The organism is Mycobacterium cajalii (assembly GCF_045809005.2).
Lineage (GTDB): Bacteria > Actinomycetota > Actinomycetes > Mycobacteriales > Mycobacteriaceae > Mycobacterium.
Genome location: NZ_CM141436.1, coordinates 261,210 through 276,990 on the forward strand (window position 1 = coordinate 261,210; position 15,781 = coordinate 276,990).

Here is a 15,781-nt window from a genome sequence, read left to right on the forward strand (position 1 = left end):
CGAGCCGGCGTTGCCGGGATCGGAGGGAACGGGTGCACAGCGAGCGCACTGTCGCCTTCCCGGGACCGGTCGACTTCCGGACCACCCTGGCGCCGCTGCGGCGGGGCCCCGGTGACCCGTGTTTCCAGGTCGCGGGCGACGGCGCGGTCTGGCGGACCAGCCTGCTGCCCGCCGGCCCCGTCGCCGCCCGGATCGCGCGCCTGTCGCACGACGCCGTGCACTGCGTGGCGTGGGGCGCCGGCGCGCCGCAGTTCGTCGAGCTGCTGCCCGCGATGCTCGGCGCCGACGACGACGCATCGGACTTCGTGCCGACCGACCCGACGGTGGCCGCCGCCCACCGGCGCGTCCCGCACCTGCGCCTGGGCCGCACCGGGCTGGTTCTGGAGGCGTTGATCCCGGCCGTCATCGAGCAACGGGTACCGGGTGCCGACGCGTTCCGGTCGTGGCGCCTGCTGGTGTGGCGCTACGGCACGCCGGCCCCGGGGCCGGCGCCGGCGGGCATGCGGGTTCCGCCGTCGGCCGAGGTCTGGCGCGGCATCCCGTCGTGGGAGTTCCATCGCGCCAACGTCGATCCCCGACGCGCGCAGACGGTGGTGTCCTGCGCACGCCGGGCGGACTCGCTGGAGCGGCTGGTGTCGCGGCCGCCGGAGCAGGCGCGTGAGGCGCTGACCTCGCTGCCGGGGGTCGGGGCGTGGACCGTCGCAGAGACCGCGCAGCGGGCGTTCGGGGACGCCGACGCCCTGTCGGTGGGCGACTACCACGTGTCGAAGATGATCGGCTGGACGCTGCTGGGCCGCCCGGTCGACGACGCGGCGATGGTCGAGCTGCTCGAGCCGATGCGGCCCCACCGTCACCGGGTGGTGCAACTGCTGTACGCCAGCGGGCTGGCCCGCGAACCGCGCCGCGGGGCGCGGTTGCCCGTGCAGCACATCGGCCGCCTGTAGCGCACCGGGTTACCCGACGGCCGGGTCGGGTACCCGTCGGGGGAACGCGACCGTGTCCGAACGTAGGGGAGAAATCGCATGACACAGTTCACAATTCCCGGACTGACCGACAAGCAGGGCGCGCAGCTGGCCGAACTGCTGCAGAAGCAGCTGAGCACCTACAACGATCTGCACCTGACGCTCAAGCACATCCATTGGAATGTGGTGGGCCCCAACTTCATCGGGGTGCACGAGATGATCGACCCGCAAGTCGAGGCGGTGCGGGGCTACGCCGACGAGGTGGCCGAGCGCATCGCCGCGCTGGGGGCCTCGCCCATGGGCACCCCCGGCGCGATCGTCAACGACCGCACGTGGGACGACTACTCGGTGGGGCGCGACTGCGTGCAGTCCCACCTGGCCGCGCTGGATTTGGTCTACACGGGCGTGATCGAGGATCTGCGCAAGGCGATCGACGAGACCGAGGACCTCGACCGGGTCACCCAGGACATGCTGATCGGCCAGGCCGCCTCGCTGGAGAAGTTCCAGTGGTTCGTCCGGGCGCACCTGGAGAGCGCGGGCGGCAAGCTGGCGCACGAGGGTTCGTCGAGCGAGCGGGACGCCGCGAGCAGCGCGCGCGGCTGACGGCAACGCCCGCGCCCGGCGGTCAGGCCCGGTTGTCGGACCTGGCCGCCGAATCGTGCTCGCGCGCACCGTTGGTGGGCACCAGGATGTTGACCCGGTCGCCCGGTTCGAGCCGGACGGCCACGTCGGCGTCCATCAACTGGCGCTGGTGGATGACGGACACCGGGTAGTGCCCGGGCGGCCACTCGAGTTCGCCGATGCTGCGGCCGACCGCAGCCGAGTCCGGACCCAGCGTGTATTCGACGATGCGGTAACCGGACAACTGGCTACGCGGGTCATGTTCGGCCGTAATGGCTTTCGGGTCGGCCCACTCGGCCGCCTGGTGGCTGGCCGCGATGTCCGGATAGGAGGCGGCGAGGTGGGCCGCCACCGCGCGCAGCACGTCCTGGTTGGTCAGCCAGCCCTGGACGTGCCGCTCCTCGGTGTCGATGACCGGCAGTCCGTCGCGGCCGTAGAGCACCAGCTGTCGCAACGCCTGGGCCAGGCTGTCGTTGGCGAACAGCGCCTGCGGCCGGCGGACGCGGGTGACCGGTCCCAGCCGCGACGTCCAGTCCTCGTCGGCGGCCGTCGCGCGGCCCAGGTCCAGCGGAACGGTGAACGGGTGCATGGCGTCGGCGGCGGTCAGGTGGGCGAATGCGTGGGTCGGCGTCGGGCGGTCGATGTCGATGCCGCGGCGCAGCAGCTTGGTGGTGTAGATGGTGCCGTAGGACAGCATGCGCGACACCGTCGTGCCGACGGCCACGGCCAGCATGACCGGCAGCGTCAGCGTGAAGTCCCCGGTCATCTCCACCGTGCTGGCCAGCGCGGTGAGCGGGGCCCGCGCGGCCGAGGCGAACACCGCGCCCATGCCGACGATCGCGTAGATCGCGGGGTTGCCCACGGCCGGGCCGATCAGCTGGTGCACCACCATCCCGAAGGCCATGCCGGAGGTGGCCCCGATGAACAGCGAGGGCGCGAACACGCCGCCAGAACCGCCGATGCCGATGGTCAGCCCGCAGGCCAGCATCTTGCCCGCCGTGAGGATGACCAGGAACCACAGCGCGTAGTGCCCGGCGAAGGCGTTGTACATCACGGGGTAGCCGACGCCGTACAGCTGCGGCACGGCGAGCAGCAGCAGCCCCAGCACGAGGCCGCCGACGGCCGGGCGTGCCCAGTCCGGGCGGGGCTCCCAGATCCGGTCGCACAGGTCCTCGGTCTTGTAGAGGACGTTTTTGAACAGCACGCCGAGTAGTCCCGCGATCACGGCCAGCAGCGCCACCAGAAGGTAGTTGGCGATGTGGTCGAGCTCGATGCCCTCGGGCAGCCGGGTCAGGAACGGGGCGGCGCCGAAGAAGACCCGGCCGATGACGTCGGCGACCATCGCCGAGAGCATGATCGTGAAGATCGCCTCGACCGAAAGCTCCCGCAGGATCAGCTCGACGGCGAAGAACACGCCGGTGATGGGGGCGTTGAAGGTCGCCGAGATGCCGCCGGCGGCGCCGCAGGCCACCAGCACCCGCAGCCGGTTCTCCGGCATCCGGACCCACTGGCCCGCGCTGGACGCCAGGGCCGCACCGATCTGCACGATCGGGCCTTCCCGTCCGACCGAGCCGCCCGAGCCGATGCACAGCGCCGAGGCCAGCGCCTTGACCACCGTCACCTGAGGCCTGATCCGGCCGCCGTTCTCGGCCACCGCGATCATGACTTCGGGCACCCCGTGGCCCCGCGCCTCACGGGCGAAGCGGGAGATCAGCGGGCCGTAGAGCAGTCCGCCGAGCACCGGGATGACCACGAAGAACCCGACCCCCAGCCACGGCAGGTGGTCGCTGCCCACCCAGCCCTGCCGGCCGAACTCGTCGTGCCCGGTCGCCAGCCAGGTGAAGCTGAAGATCAGATAGCGGAACCCCACGGCGCCGATCCCGGCGCCCATGCCCACCACGAGCGCGATGCAGAACAGCCCGAGGCGATTTGCTCGCAGCCAGCCGGCGGCCCGCCCGGCCGCGTGGGACAACATCCGCGGCCCCCGCGCCGAATCGGCGACCGTCTTTTCCTGCGCCATTCGCCGTCACCCTCTCCGCCGTCGGCCCTTCACCATTCGAGCATTTCAGACGGGCGCGTCACGACGATCCTCCGCCCCGGCGACTATTGCACTATAAAAGTTTCGCTGCGGACGGCGATGCGGTGCAGGTCACACGGGGAACCGGGCGTCGGCCCGGTCGATTTGCGCGGAATAATCGGACCGTAGTCCGGTTATATGGGTGGCTCTCGAATTGGAGGTACACATGCCGCCCGTCACCGCAGACCCACTCACACTGTCCCGGATCGGCCCGGCCGGACCCGCCGACACCGAACGCCCCGTCCGGTCGGTCCACACCGGCCGACGCGGCTACGAGGGGGTGGGGTTCCCCGTCGTCCGGGCGTTCGCCGGAGTCGGCGCCGCCGCCCTCGACCCGTTCGTGCACATGGACCAGATGGGTGAGGTGGACTACCAGCCGGGCGAACCGCGCGGCACCGACTGGCACCCGCACCGCGGCTTCGAAACCGTCACCTACATGCTCGACGGAACGATGGCCCACCAGGATTCGCACGGCGGTGGCGGCCTGATCACCGACGGCGCGACGCAGTGGATGACCGCCGGTGCGGGCATCCTGCACATCGAGACCCCGCCCGCCGAACTGGTCGAGCGCGGCGGCCTCTTTCACGGCATCCAGCTCTGGGTGAACCTGCCGGGGAAGGACAAATTCGCACCGCCGCGGTACCAGGCGATCGAGGGCGGCGACGTGTCCTTGCTGGCCTCCGGCGACGGGGGCGCGCTGGTCCGCGTCATCGCCGGTGAGATCGACGGCCACCGCGGCCCCGGCGTCACCCACACGCCGATCACGGTGGCCCACGCGACGATCGAGAACGGCGCCCGGCTCAACATCCCGTGGCGGCGCGACTTCAACGCGCTGCTCTATGTCCTGTCCGGCAGCGGGTATGCCGGTCCGCTCGAACATCCGATCCACCAAGGCCAGCTGGCCGTGCTGGGCCCCGGCGACCGCATCACCGTCGGCGCCCCGACAAACCGGCGCCCGACGGGAATTGACGTGATGCTCCTGGGCGGACGGCCCATCCGCGAGCCGGTATTCCATTACGGCCCATTTGTGATGAACTCGCGCGCGGAATTGATCGAGGCGCTGCGCGACTACGAAGCCGGAAAGTTCGGCACCATTCCGCCGAATGCTTTAATGCCGCATCACGGGGGTGGCACACTTTACTGATGTCGCCAGCGGTGGGTCGTCGCGCGGGCCGCCCGCCGGCGGCCAGGGCGGATCAGACGCGCACGCGCATCGTGCGTGCCGCTCGCCAGGTGTTCAGCGAACGCGGATTCGACGGGGCGACCTTCCAGGAGATCGCCGTTCGCGCCGACCTGACCAGACCGGCCATCAACCACTACTTTTCCAGCAAGCAAGACCTGTACCGGGAGGTCGTCCGGCAAGCCAACCACGACGTCGTCGGCGCCGGCATCGAACGGGCGCGCCGGGAGGGCACGCTGCTCGGGCGGCTGGGCGCATTTCTCACCGTGGCCCGGCAGGCGGATATCGACAATCCCGCCACGTCGGCATTTCTGGTCACCAATGTGCTGGAAGCGCAACGCCATCCCGAACTGAATGCCGCGGAAAATGACGCCGTCCGAATGACCCGGGAATTTCTGATTTGGGCGGTCGGGGACGCGATGGACCGCGGCGAGATCGGCGTCGAGATCGGCGCCCCGGCGTTGGTCGAGGTCTTGTTGCTGCTGCTGTGCGGCACGGGGTTCTATGCCGGTTATCTACGCAGCCACCAGGAGATGCAGGCCGTCACCGAGACGCTGCGGCGGCTGCTGCAAGGCGCGCTCACCCGGGCCGCGGGCTGACCCCGCCCGGGCAGTGACATCGAGCACAATCGCATAGCTTGCCTAACTTATTCCGGTAGTGTAGGCGCGTCATGACTGATCTCGGCGACTCCTCCCCGGCAGGGGCCCCGTCGGAGCCGGCTTCGCGACGGACCGCGGGCGACTCCTGGGCCATCACCGAACTCGTCGGCGCGACCGCCCTGGGCGTCGCCGCGTCGCGGGCGGTGGAAACCGCCGGGCCCGACCCCCTGATCCGCGATCGGTTCGCCGCGATCCTGGTGTCCTCGGCCGGTGCGCCGTGGGCGCGGCTCGCCGACCCCGAACTGGCGTGGCTCGACGGTGACGATCACGGGCAGCGCGTGCACCGGCTCGGCGTCGACTACCAGGCCGTGCGCACCCACTTCTTCGACGAGTACTTCGGCGGGGCCATGCGCGCCGGGCTCCGCCAGGTGGTGATCCTGGCGGCCGGGCTGGACTCGCGGGCCTACCGGCTGGACTGGCCCGCCGACACCACGGTCTACGAGATCGACCAGCCCAAGGTGCTGGAGTACAAGAACGAAATCCTGGAATCCCACGACGCCGTTCCCACGGCCCGGCGGCGCCCCGTTCCGGTGGATCTGCGCGACGACTGGCCGGCGGCGCTCACCCTGGCGGGTTTCGATCCCGGCCGCCCGACCGCGTGGCTCGCCGAAGGCCTGCTGCCCTACCTGCCGGCCGACGCCCAGGACCTGCTCTTCGAGAGGTTCACCGCCCTGAGCGTGCCGGGCAGCCAGGTGGCGGTCGAGGTGTTCGGGATGAACTCGCGCGTCACCACCCAGCGGTGGCAGCGGATGCGGGAGCGTCTCGGTCTGGACGTCAACGTCCAGGCGCTCACCTACCACGAGCCCGAGCGTTCGGATCCCACGCAGTGGCTGCGCGACCGCGGCTGGCAGGTGGACGAGGTGAACAACCGCGAGGAGATGGCCCGACTGGGCCGCCCGGTACCCGAAGACCTGGCCGACGAGGCCGTCAGCAGCACGTTGCTGCGCGCGCGCCTCGGCGCGCCATCCGAGTGACCGTCAAACACGTCAAACACGTCGAACAGAGGAACACCCGATGAGTTCACTGCGCACCCACGACGACACGTGGGACATCAAGACCAGCGTCGGCTCCACCGCGGTGATGGTGGCCGCCGCCCGGGCCGTCGAGACCGAGCGGCCCGACGCGCTGATCCGCGACCCGTACGCCAAGTTGCTGGTCGGCAACTCCGGCGCGAACGTGCTCTGGGAGAAGATGCTCGACCCGGCCATCGTGGCCAAGGTCGAGGCGATCGACGCCGACTCCGCGGCCCACCTGCACCACATGCGCAGCTACCAGGCGGTGCGCACCCACTTCTTCGACGCGTTCTTCAACGACGCGGTGGCCGCCGGCATCCGGCAGGTGGTCATCCTGGCGTCGGGGCTGGACTCGCGCGCCTACCGCCTGGACTGGCCGGCCGGGACCACGGTCTACGAGATCGACCAGCCGCAGGTGCTGGAATTCAAGTCCGCGACGCTGGCCGAGAACGGTGTCACGCCGACGGCCGACCGCCGCGAGGTGGCCATCGACCTGCGCCAGGACTGGCCGGCGGCGTTGCGCGAGGCGGGCTTCGACCCGGCGGCGCCGACCGCGTGGCTGGCCGAGGGCCTGCTGATGTACCTGCCCGCCGACGCCCAGGACCGGTTGTTCGCCCAGATCAGCGAGCTCAGCGCGCCCGGCAGCCGGGTCTCCGCCGAGACCGCGCCCGCCCACGCCGAGGAGCGGCGCCAGCAGATGCGGGAACGGTTCAAGAAGGTGGCCGCCGAGATCGGCCTGGAAGAGACCATCGACGTCGGGGAACTGATGTATCGCGACGACGACCGCGCCCACGTCGCCGACTGGCTCAACGACCACGGCTGGCGGGCCCAGTCGCAGGCCGCCACCGACGAGATGCGCCGCCTGAACCGCTGGATCGAGGGCGTGCCGTTCGCCGACGACAAGGGCGCGTTCTCCGACTTCGTGACCGCCGAGCGTTTGTAGCCGGCCGGCGCTGCGGATCCTTCCTACTGCTCTCCCAACCGCATGGTTAGGATCGCGGTTATCGCCGATTGAGCGGCGAACGCACGCTGCACTGCGTGCCTTCGCTCAGGAAGGACAATGATGACCACCGAATCGGTTGCACCGAAGTCACCAGCATCCGCGAACGGCGGGCCGGGCGCCGCGCCGGTCGACGTCGCCGCGACGGTGGACCGGCTGCGCAAAACCTTCGCCACCGGGCGCACCCGCGACATCGAGTGGCGCAAACGCCAGCTGCTGCAGCTGCAGAAAATGATGGAGGAGAACGAGGCCGCGCTCGCCGCCGCGCTCGCCGACGACCTGGACCGCAACCCGTTCGAGGCCTACATCGCCGATATCGCGACCACTGCGGGCGAGGCGAAGTTCGCGGCCAAGAACCTGCGGCGCTGGACACGGCGCAAGCACGTGCTGCTCGAGGTGCCGCAGCTGCCGGGCCGCGGCTGGATCGAGTACGAACCGTTCGGGACCGTGCTGATCATCGGCGCCTGGAACTACCCGTTCTACCTGACGCTGGGCCCCGCGGTCGGCGCGATCGCCGCGGGCAACACCGTCATCCTCAAGCCGTCCGAGCTGGCGCCCGCGTCCTCGCACCTGATGGCCGAGCTGGTGCCCCGCTACCTGGACCGCGACGCGATCGCGGTCGTCGAGGGCGACGGCTCGGTGAGCCAGGAGCTGATCGCGCAGGGCCTGGACCGGGTGATGTTCACCGGCGGCACCGAGATCGGCCGCAAGGTCTACGAGGGGGCCGCACCCCACCTGACCCCGGTCACCCTCGAGCTGGGCGGCAAGAGCCCGGTGATCGTGGCCGCCGACGCCGACATCGACGTCGCCGCCAAGCGCATCGCCTGGATGAAGCTGCTCAACGCCGGTCAGACCTGCGTGGCGCCCGACTACGTGCTGGCCGACGTCAAGATCCGCGACGAGCTGGTCGACAAGATCGGCGCGGCCATCACGAAGTTCCGTTCCAAGGACCCGGCCGGGATGCGGATCGTCAACCGCCGCCAGTTCGACCGGCTCAAGGGCTACCTGTCCGGCAAGGACGGCAGGATCACCGTCGGCGGCGAGTGCGACGACGCGACCCTGCGCATCAAGCCGGCGGTCGTGGTCGACCCGGACCTGGACGGGCCGTTGATGTGCAACGAGATCTTCGGGCCGATCCTGCCGGTCGTCACCGCCCAAAACCTGGACGACGCAATACGTTTCGTCAACGCACGGCCCAAGCCGCTGGCCGCCTACCTGTTCACCAAGTCGCGGGCGACCCGCGAGCGCGTGATCAAGGAGGTGCCGGCCGGCGGCATGCTGGTCAACCACCTGGCCTTCCAGGTCTCGACGGCCAAGCTGCCCTTCGGCGGGGTCGGCACGTCGGGGATGGGCGCCTACCACGGCCGCTTCGGGTTCGAGGAGTTCAGCCACCGCAAGTCGGTGCTGACCAAGCCGACCCGGCCCGACATGTCGAGCTTCATCTACCCGCCCTACAGCAACTGGGCCTTCAAGCTGGCCCGAAAGCTGTTCTGACACCGACGTTTTAGCCCCTCCCAACCCCTCGAAAGGAACCTGATGCCAGGAGTGCAGGATCGCGTCGTCGTCGTCACCGGAGCGGGCGGAGGTCTCGGGCGCGAGTACGCCCTGACCCTCGCCAAGGAGGGCGCCAGCGTCGTCGTGAACGACCTCGGCGGCGCGCGCGACGGCACGGGTGCCGGCCACAACATGGCCGACCAGGTCGTCAACGAGATCCGCGAGGCGGGGGGCCGGGCGGTGGCCAACTACGACAGCGTCGCCGACTCGGCGGGCGCGGCCAACATCATCAAGACCGCGATCGACGAGTTCGGTGCCGTGCACGGGGTGGTGAGCAACGCGGGGATCCTGCGCGACGGCACGTTCCACAAGATGACGTTCGAGAACTGGGACGCCGTGCTCAAGGTGCACCTCTACGGCGGCTACAACGTGCTGCGCGCGGCGTGGCCGCACTTCCGCGAGCAGAGCTACGGCCGGGTCGTCGTCGCCACCTCCACCAGCGGGCTGTTCGGCAACTTCGGCCAGACCAACTACGGCGCGGCCAAACTCGGCCTGGTCGGCATGATCAACACGCTGGCCCAGGAAGGGGCCAAGTACAACATCCACACCAACGCCGTCGCCCCGATCGCGGCCACCCGCATGACCGAGGACATCATGCCCAAGGAGGTGCTGGAGAAGCTCACCCCGGAGTACGTCGCGCCGGTGGTGGCCTACCTGTGCACCGAGGAATGCGCCGACACCGCATCGGTTTTCATCGTCGGTGGCGGCAAGGTGCAGCGGGTGGCGCTGTTCGGCAACGAGGGCGCCAACTTCGACAAGCCGCCGTCGGTGCAGGACATCGCCGCGCACTGGGGTGAGATCACCGACCTGTCGGCGGCCAAAAAGGCGGAATTCAAGCTGTAGGTCCAAGGCGATGAAAGCCTGCGTCGTACAGCGCCTGTCGGGCCCGGCCGGTATCGCCTACACCGACATCGACGACCTCGCCGAGGATCCCGACCACGTCATCATCGACGTGCGGGCCGCCGGGGTGTGCTTTCCGGACCTGCTGCTGAGCAAGGGCGAGTACCAGCTGAAGCTGCCGCCGCCGTTCGTGCCCGGCATGGAGGCCGCCGGGGTGGTGCACTCTGCGCCGGCGGGCTCGGGCTTCACAGTGGGCGACCGGGTTTCGGCGTTCGGCATCCTGGGTGCCTACGCCGAGCAGGTCGCCGTGCCGGTGCCCAACGTGATTCGCAGCCCCGCCGAGCTCGACGACGCCGAGGCGGTGTCGCTGCTGGTGAACTACAACACCATGTACTTCGCGCTGGCCCGCCGGGCGGCGATGCGGCCGGGCGACACGGTGCTGGTGCTCGGCGCGGCCGGCGGGGTGGGGACGGCGGCGATCCAGGTGGCCCGGGCGATGGGCGCGAAGAAGGTGCTGGCCGTGTTGCACCGCACGGCGGCCACCGACTACGTCTCCTCGCTGGGCGCCGACCTGGTGCTGCCGCTGTCCGGGGACTGGGCCGACGAGGTGCGCAGGTACACCGGCGGTCGGGGGGTGGACATCGTCGTGGACCCCATCGGCGGCCCGGCGTTCGACGACGCGGTGCGGGTCCTGGCCATCGACGGCAAGCTGCTGGTCATCGGTTTCGCCGCGGGCAGCATCCCGACCGTCAAGGTGAACCGGCTGCTGCTGCGCAACGTCAGCGTGGTGGGGGTGGCGTGGGGCGAGTACCTCAACAAGGTGCCCGGCTCGGCGGCGTTGTTCTCCTGGGGGCTGGGGCAGCTGGTCTACCTGGGCCTGAAACCGCCTCCCCCGCAACGATATCCGTTGTCGGAGGCGCAGGCGGCGCTGCAGTGCCTGGCCGACGGCGGGGTGCTGGGCAAGCTGGTGCTCGAGCCGTAGGCGGCGGGTCGCGACACCCCACCACTGACACACGCAAACCGGGGTCGCCGTTGCCGTCGCCGACGGGCACGGTGGTGGCGGTGATCGGTGACGACCGGCCCGCATCATGGCCGGCTGACGATCGATCAGGGGCCGACCAGTCGCGATTGGCCCAATCGGGTCAGGCTTGACCCGGGCGGACCTTACAGGCGGTGTGAGCGGCGTCATACGGTGGCGTTACCCAGGGATACAGGGGATTACCTAGCGGGAAGGACCGCCGCATGACCGAGATACTGACCCGCATGGAGCCGCTGCCCGGCGAAGTTCCGCTCGAAGACGAGGCATTGGCCGCTTACGAGAAGAAGTTCCGCGAGGACAACACCATCTGGGCCGAGCTTTTGCAGGAAAACCTCGACCGCCTTGGGCGCGGGTCGTTTTCGCTGCACTGGATGGACACCGAAAAGGCGAATTGGGGGGTGCGGGCGCGGCCGAGCTCGCGGGGATTGACCTACACCGACATCAACCGTCCGCCGGCCTACGGCACGCTGCCCGAGCACAATGCGACACGCAACTTCGCCCCGCGCGGCTCCGTGCGCGACCCGTACGCCGAGCAGATGCCGACGATCGACGCCTACGACATCCTGGACAAGAAGGAAGCCTGGGCAGACAACGTGATGACGCTGTATGAGGAGGCCAAGGCGCGGCAGTGGAACTCCACCAGCGACATCCCGTGGAGCGAGCTCGAACCGGTCAGCGAGGATCTGGAGAAGGCGGCGTGCCAGCTGGCCACCTCGCTCACCGAGGTCGAGTTCGTCGCCGGCGACTTCCCGTCCCGCTGGGTTTACCGCACCTCACCGGATTTCTTCGAAATCAAAAATTTCCTCGTGACGCAGATGATGGACGAAGCCCGTCACATGGAAGTGTTCCGCAAGCGCGCTCTCGCCGGGGGCGGCGGCTTGTTGCACGCCAGCCCGGCTTTGGAGTGGGCACTGAAGGCGATTCTCGAGTCGCCGACCCACACCCAGGGCACGTTCCTGCTCAATGTCCTGGGCGAAGGGCTCGTTCTCACCATATTCCGGGCCGGCGAATTCCTGTCCAAGACCCATGTCGACAAGGAAATCTTCCGGCGCTGCATGCAAGACGAGGCCCGACACGTCTCCTACGGCACGCTTGAGCTGAAGAACTTCCTCGACTGCTCCACCGACAGGGACAAGGCGCTTTCGGATATGCACCGCTTCGCCGACCTTGGTGAGCAGATCATCCTCACCGCGCTGAGCAGTCCCGGACTGCTCGAGCCGCTAGCCGTTCTGATGGGTGGAGGAGTCGACAAGATCGACGACGGCATGGAGGGTGTGTCGTTCCTTTGGGGGACGATTGTCGAGGAGTACCTGCAGCGCTGTGATCGCGCTGGGTTCGACCGCCGCGACAAGGTGACGATCCCGTTGGAGATGCCGTGGACGGCGTGAGCACGAGTACCGACCTTCCCACCGTCGAGTGGCTGACCAGGCTCGCGGAGACCAACATGGCAGACCTCGCCGAGTTTCGGAAGCTCGGCGAGGTCGACTGCCGGTTCGCCGTCAACATCTTCGACGGCGGCCCCGACGGGTCCGCGCTGATCGTCCAACTGCTTTTCGACGGTTTCGACGTCAGCGAGATCAAGGAAATCGGCGACACCGAACTGGATTCGATGGATTTTGTCATCGAGACCGACCGGGACTCGTGGCAGGAGATGGTGGACAGCATTCGCGCCGGACACGGCCGGCCGGACCTTGATCACACCCTCAACGCGCTGAGCATGGCGGCGACACCGATACGGGTCTGGTCGTCAGACCCGCTGGGCCGGGACTTGTTTTTCCGCAATAATCAGAGTTTGCAGCAATTCTTCAACAACTGTGCTCGGTTGTGAATCGCCCCATCAGGGAAGAGAAAAACTGATGAGCCGGACACGGCGAGGCAACTTCTATATCGATGACACGTGCATCGGGTGCGGAGCGTGCGAGCATGCGTGCCCGGGACGCATCGATGCCATATCGAAGAAAGCCGACGATTTCCTGGGCCGATTCGTGATCGACCTCGACCAGTGCATTGACTGCGGGAAATGCGTGCCGCTGTGCCCGGTCGACTGTATTCACGACGGCCGAGTCGAAGCGGGATTCGTGCCGGACAATGGCTACACGAAGATCGCCGAGCTGCACGAGTGGGCGGCCCGCAAGGACAGCTGAGTGCGTTGAAGGATTCAGGAAGCTGAGGTGCTATACCGTGGGTGTTTTCAAAGACGGCGACGAGGCGACGAAGTACATTGCCGGGATTTTCGAGAAGGCAGTCGCAGACGAATCGATCGGCGACCAACTCGCCGCGTCCGGTGTCGTGCTGCAACTCAACTGCTCCGACCCGGACATCCAGATCACGGTCGACATGCCCAACAAGAAGGTGTTCACCGGCAGTTGTGACCTTTCGCCCACCGTGGCGATGTCGATGACCTCCGACATGGCCAACCGGTTCTGGCAGGGCAAACTCAACCTCGCTGTCTCGCTGGCCAAGGGCCAGGTCCGCGCGAAAGGCCCGGTGCCGAAGATCCTCAAGCTCGTGCCTGTCGCCAAGAAGCTTTTCCCGCGCTATGAGGAGTTGTTGCGGGCCGAGGGGCGCACCGACTTGCTGGCTGTTTGACGCCGGCTTGGCACCCCGGCGGACTCGAATCCTTACTGGGAAATCCTTACTGGGAAATCCTCCCTGGGAAATCCTTACTGGGACCGGTCGGACTCGGAGAGATCATCGAGCAGTCGGAGCCGCCCGGCCATCGCGGCGGCGGCGATGCGATTGGTGACGCCGAGTTTGTGCAGCAACGCGGCCACCATCCGTTTGGTGGTGCGCTCCGAGACCATCATCCGGTGCGCGATATCGCCGGTCTCCATGCCCGTGGCAACCAACCGCCATAACTGGAGTTCCTGCGTGCTGAGATTGTCCAGCAACGCCGATCGCGGTTCGCGGGACTTCGCCAGCAGCGCATCGAGCAGCGCGCCGTCGATGACCCGCAAGCCTTCGGCGACGGTCCACAGCGGGCCGGCCAGTGCTTCGGGCCGCGCCGTCTTCGGCAGGAATCCGTCGGCGCCCGCGCGCAGCGCCTCCTCGGCGAGCTCGAGGTTGCCGGTCCCCGACAGCGCCACGATCCGGGTTGTGGGATGACGCGCCTTGATATGCCGGATCGCGGCTATCCCGCCGAGTGGGGGCATGGACAGGTCGATGATCGCGACGTCGGCAGCGCAGCGCGCCACCAGGTCGGCAGCCTCCTCGACGTAAGTGGTCTGCCCGCCCACCGTGAACAACTCGCCCCATTGGCGGTCGAGCAGCAAAGCCAGCCCTTGTGCGAAAAGCTCGTGGTCGTCGACGATTACAACGACGAACGGCTTGCCGGTCATTGCTGTGACGCTACCCCGGCCCTAATGTCGGCCCGGTGAGATCGGTCGATCGGCACCGTTGGACGGCGGAGGGACACGGCAGCGGCTACGGGCTGGCACGCACCGTCGTCGCCGTGCGGGTCGCGGTGGTGATCTCGATCGGCTTGCTGTTGCCGGTAGAGCCGGCCGGGGCGCGCGTGTATGTCGCGATCCTGATAGCGGCGGCGCTGGTCTATGCGGCGATCGTGTTCGTCCATCCGCAGTTGGAGGTGCGCCGCACTCGTTACCGTTGGCTGGTCACCGGCTTCGACTCGATGTTCACGCTGGTGTTCATCGCGCTGACCGGCGGGGTGCACAGCCCGGCGGTGTCGGTGCTGGTGCTGGTTGTCATCGCCTCCGCGGCACGGCTGTCGCTTACCCAGACGCTGGTGTTGGGGGTGCTACTCGGCGCCGGGTACATCGCCGTCGCGCTATTGGCCTCCACTGACGGTGTCGCGCTCGCACCGGTGCCGCAGAGTAGCTGGTGGGCGCTGTACCTGCTGTTCACGGCGATCATCACGGCTGGGTTGTCGTCCCTGGCCGAACGCGAACACCAATACAGCGTAAAGGCGATGGTGGAGGCCGAAGCCGAACACGCCGCCGCTGAAGAGGAACGTGACCTGCGCAGCCGGCTGTTGCAGTCCTACCAGTCGCAGCAGGACGGGTTACAGGTGCTGGTACACGAATTCCGCACCCCCATCGCTTCCTTGGAGGCGCTCATGTCCGCGCTCGCATCGGCGACGCCGATGCCGGAGTCCGACCGTGCCGCCAGTCTGCAGCTGGCCGGCCGCCACGTTCAGCACCTCGGCGACATGCTCGACGCCCTGTCCGACGTCGCGTTGAGCCGGCGCCCCGCCTTCTCGTCGGGCCGGGTCCGGCGGGTCGACATGGCCGGCCTGATCACCGCTGCAGCCGACGCCGCGGGCCTGGTTCCACCGCAGCTGCGGCTGACGGTGGGCGACGACGTGGGCGCGGTCGCGGTCAACGCCCAGGGACTGCGGCGGGTGCTGACCAACCTGCTGGAGAACGCTTCCCGGCATAGCCGTGATGCCCCCGTCGACGTGACGTGCGCCCAGACCGGCAACGACATCGTCATCGAGATCGCCGACCACGGTCCTGGCATACCCGCTCAGAGTCTGGGCCGGCTGACGGCCAAATACGTCAGCATCGGTGACCGGCGCGGTACCGCCGGGCTGGGCCTGTGGATCGTGCAGCAGATCCTCGAGGCGATCGGTGGGCGGGTCGATTTCAGCGCGCGCGACGGCGGCGGGCTCGTGGCGACCGTTCGCGCCCCGATCGCGTGATTCGATCGGGCGGGGATTGGCCCGCGGAGGCCACTGATTGGCACGCGCGCGACTGGCACGGCGGTGCTGTGGTCGCCACCATGGCACCAGCACGGCTGGTGGCGCACACCACAATGCCGCGCCCGCGGCGACGCCCGCACGCCCGAGCATGTCACCTGATGCACAGAACGGAGGCC

The 15,781-nt window shown here is 68.6% G+C and carries 16 protein-coding genes; 14 read left to right on the plus strand and 2 right to left on the minus strand.

The genetic code is table 11. From position 1 onward, the window contains the following. Positions 1 to 32 precede the first annotated feature (32 nt). Together ACJ512_RS01300 and dps are read left to right on the plus strand one after the other, a co-directional pair. On the plus strand, positions 33 to 944 hold the full coding sequence (locus tag ACJ512_RS01300; RefSeq protein WP_407684935.1) for a DNA-3-methyladenine glycosylase family protein: 912 nt from the start codon (positions 33 to 35) through the stop codon (positions 942 to 944). Between the two features lie 78 nt (positions 945 to 1,022). Next, a complete protein-coding gene (dps, locus tag ACJ512_RS01305; RefSeq protein ID WP_407684934.1) occupies positions 1,023 to 1,565 on the plus strand; it encodes a DNA starvation/stationary phase protection protein Dps in 543 nt (180 codons plus the stop codon). 22 nt (positions 1,566 to 1,587) lie between these two features. Here dps and ACJ512_RS01310 read toward each other — a convergent pair whose 3' ends face one another. Continuing rightward, positions 1,588 to 3,603: a chloride channel protein gene (locus ACJ512_RS01310; RefSeq protein WP_407684933.1), complete on the minus strand. Its 2,016-nt coding sequence runs from the start codon at positions 3,601 to 3,603 to the stop codon at positions 1,588 to 1,590. 223 nt (positions 3,604 to 3,826) lie between these two features. Here ACJ512_RS01310 and ACJ512_RS01315 point away from each other — a divergent pair, with 223 nt between their 5' ends. From ACJ512_RS01315 to ACJ512_RS01365, 11 genes are all read left to right on the plus strand, one after another. After that, a complete protein-coding gene (locus ACJ512_RS01315) occupies positions 3,827 to 4,804 on the plus strand; it encodes a pirin family protein (protein WP_407685002.1) in 978 nt (325 codons plus the stop codon). After that, complete coding sequence (locus ACJ512_RS01320) at positions 4,804 to 5,439, plus strand: TetR/AcrR family transcriptional regulator (protein ID WP_407684932.1); 636 nt, start codon at positions 4,804 to 4,806, stop codon at positions 5,437 to 5,439. The genes ACJ512_RS01315 and ACJ512_RS01320 overlap by 1 nt, the downstream gene beginning before the upstream one ends. Before the next feature lie 71 nt (positions 5,440 to 5,510). Then, positions 5,511 to 6,473 carry a class I SAM-dependent methyltransferase gene (locus ACJ512_RS01325; RefSeq protein ID WP_407684931.1) on the plus strand — a complete coding sequence of 321 codons (963 nt, stop codon included), beginning with the start codon at positions 5,511 to 5,513 and terminating at the stop codon, positions 6,471 to 6,473. A gap of 49 nt (positions 6,474 to 6,522) precedes the next feature. After that, the gene (locus ACJ512_RS01330) at positions 6,523 to 7,455 is read left to right on the plus strand and encodes a class I SAM-dependent methyltransferase (RefSeq protein ID WP_407685001.1); all 933 of its coding nucleotides are present in this window, start codon (positions 6,523 to 6,525) and stop codon (positions 7,453 to 7,455) included. Between the two features lie 117 nt (positions 7,456 to 7,572). Then, positions 7,573 to 9,006, plus strand: a complete 1,434-nt coding sequence (locus ACJ512_RS01335) for an aldehyde dehydrogenase family protein (RefSeq protein WP_407684930.1) — start codon at positions 7,573 to 7,575, stop codon at positions 9,004 to 9,006. Positions 9,007 to 9,048: 42 nt separating this feature from the next. Then, the gene (locus ACJ512_RS01340; protein ID WP_407684929.1) at positions 9,049 to 9,909 is read left to right on the plus strand and encodes an SDR family oxidoreductase; all 861 of its coding nucleotides are present in this window, start codon (positions 9,049 to 9,051) and stop codon (positions 9,907 to 9,909) included. 10 nt (positions 9,910 to 9,919) lie between these two features. Then, positions 9,920 to 10,888, plus strand: a complete 969-nt coding sequence (locus ACJ512_RS01345; RefSeq protein WP_407684928.1) for an NADPH:quinone oxidoreductase family protein — start codon at positions 9,920 to 9,922, stop codon at positions 10,886 to 10,888. Positions 10,889 to 11,169: 281 nt separating this feature from the next. After that, positions 11,170 to 12,333, plus strand: a complete 1,164-nt coding sequence (locus tag ACJ512_RS01350; protein WP_461479939.1) for a ferritin-like domain-containing protein — start codon at positions 11,170 to 11,172, stop codon at positions 12,331 to 12,333. Between the two features lie 56 nt (positions 12,334 to 12,389). Next, complete coding sequence (locus ACJ512_RS01355; RefSeq protein ID WP_407684927.1) at positions 12,390 to 12,773, plus strand: hypothetical protein; 384 nt, start codon at positions 12,390 to 12,392, stop codon at positions 12,771 to 12,773. Between the two features lie 28 nt (positions 12,774 to 12,801). Continuing rightward, on the plus strand, positions 12,802 to 13,089 hold the full coding sequence (locus ACJ512_RS01360; protein WP_407684926.1) for an NADH-quinone oxidoreductase subunit I: 288 nt from the start codon (positions 12,802 to 12,804) through the stop codon (positions 13,087 to 13,089). A 37-nt stretch (positions 13,090 to 13,126) separates the two neighbouring features. Beyond that, positions 13,127 to 13,534, plus strand: coding sequence for an SCP2 sterol-binding domain-containing protein (locus ACJ512_RS01365; protein ID WP_407684925.1), 408 nt, complete (start codon positions 13,127 to 13,129; stop codon positions 13,532 to 13,534). Between the two features lie 74 nt (positions 13,535 to 13,608). Here ACJ512_RS01365 and ACJ512_RS01370 read toward each other — a convergent pair whose 3' ends face one another. Beyond that, the gene (locus tag ACJ512_RS01370; RefSeq protein ID WP_407684924.1) at positions 13,609 to 14,283 is read right to left on the minus strand and encodes a response regulator; all 675 of its coding nucleotides are present in this window, start codon (positions 14,281 to 14,283) and stop codon (positions 13,609 to 13,611) included. 35 nt (positions 14,284 to 14,318) lie between these two features. Between ACJ512_RS01370 and ACJ512_RS01375 the strand changes: the two genes are divergently transcribed. After that, entirely contained in the window at positions 14,319 to 15,605 is a 1,287-nt protein-coding gene (locus ACJ512_RS01375; RefSeq protein WP_407684923.1) for a sensor histidine kinase, read from the plus strand. Positions 15,606 to 15,781: the final 176 nt, after the last annotated feature.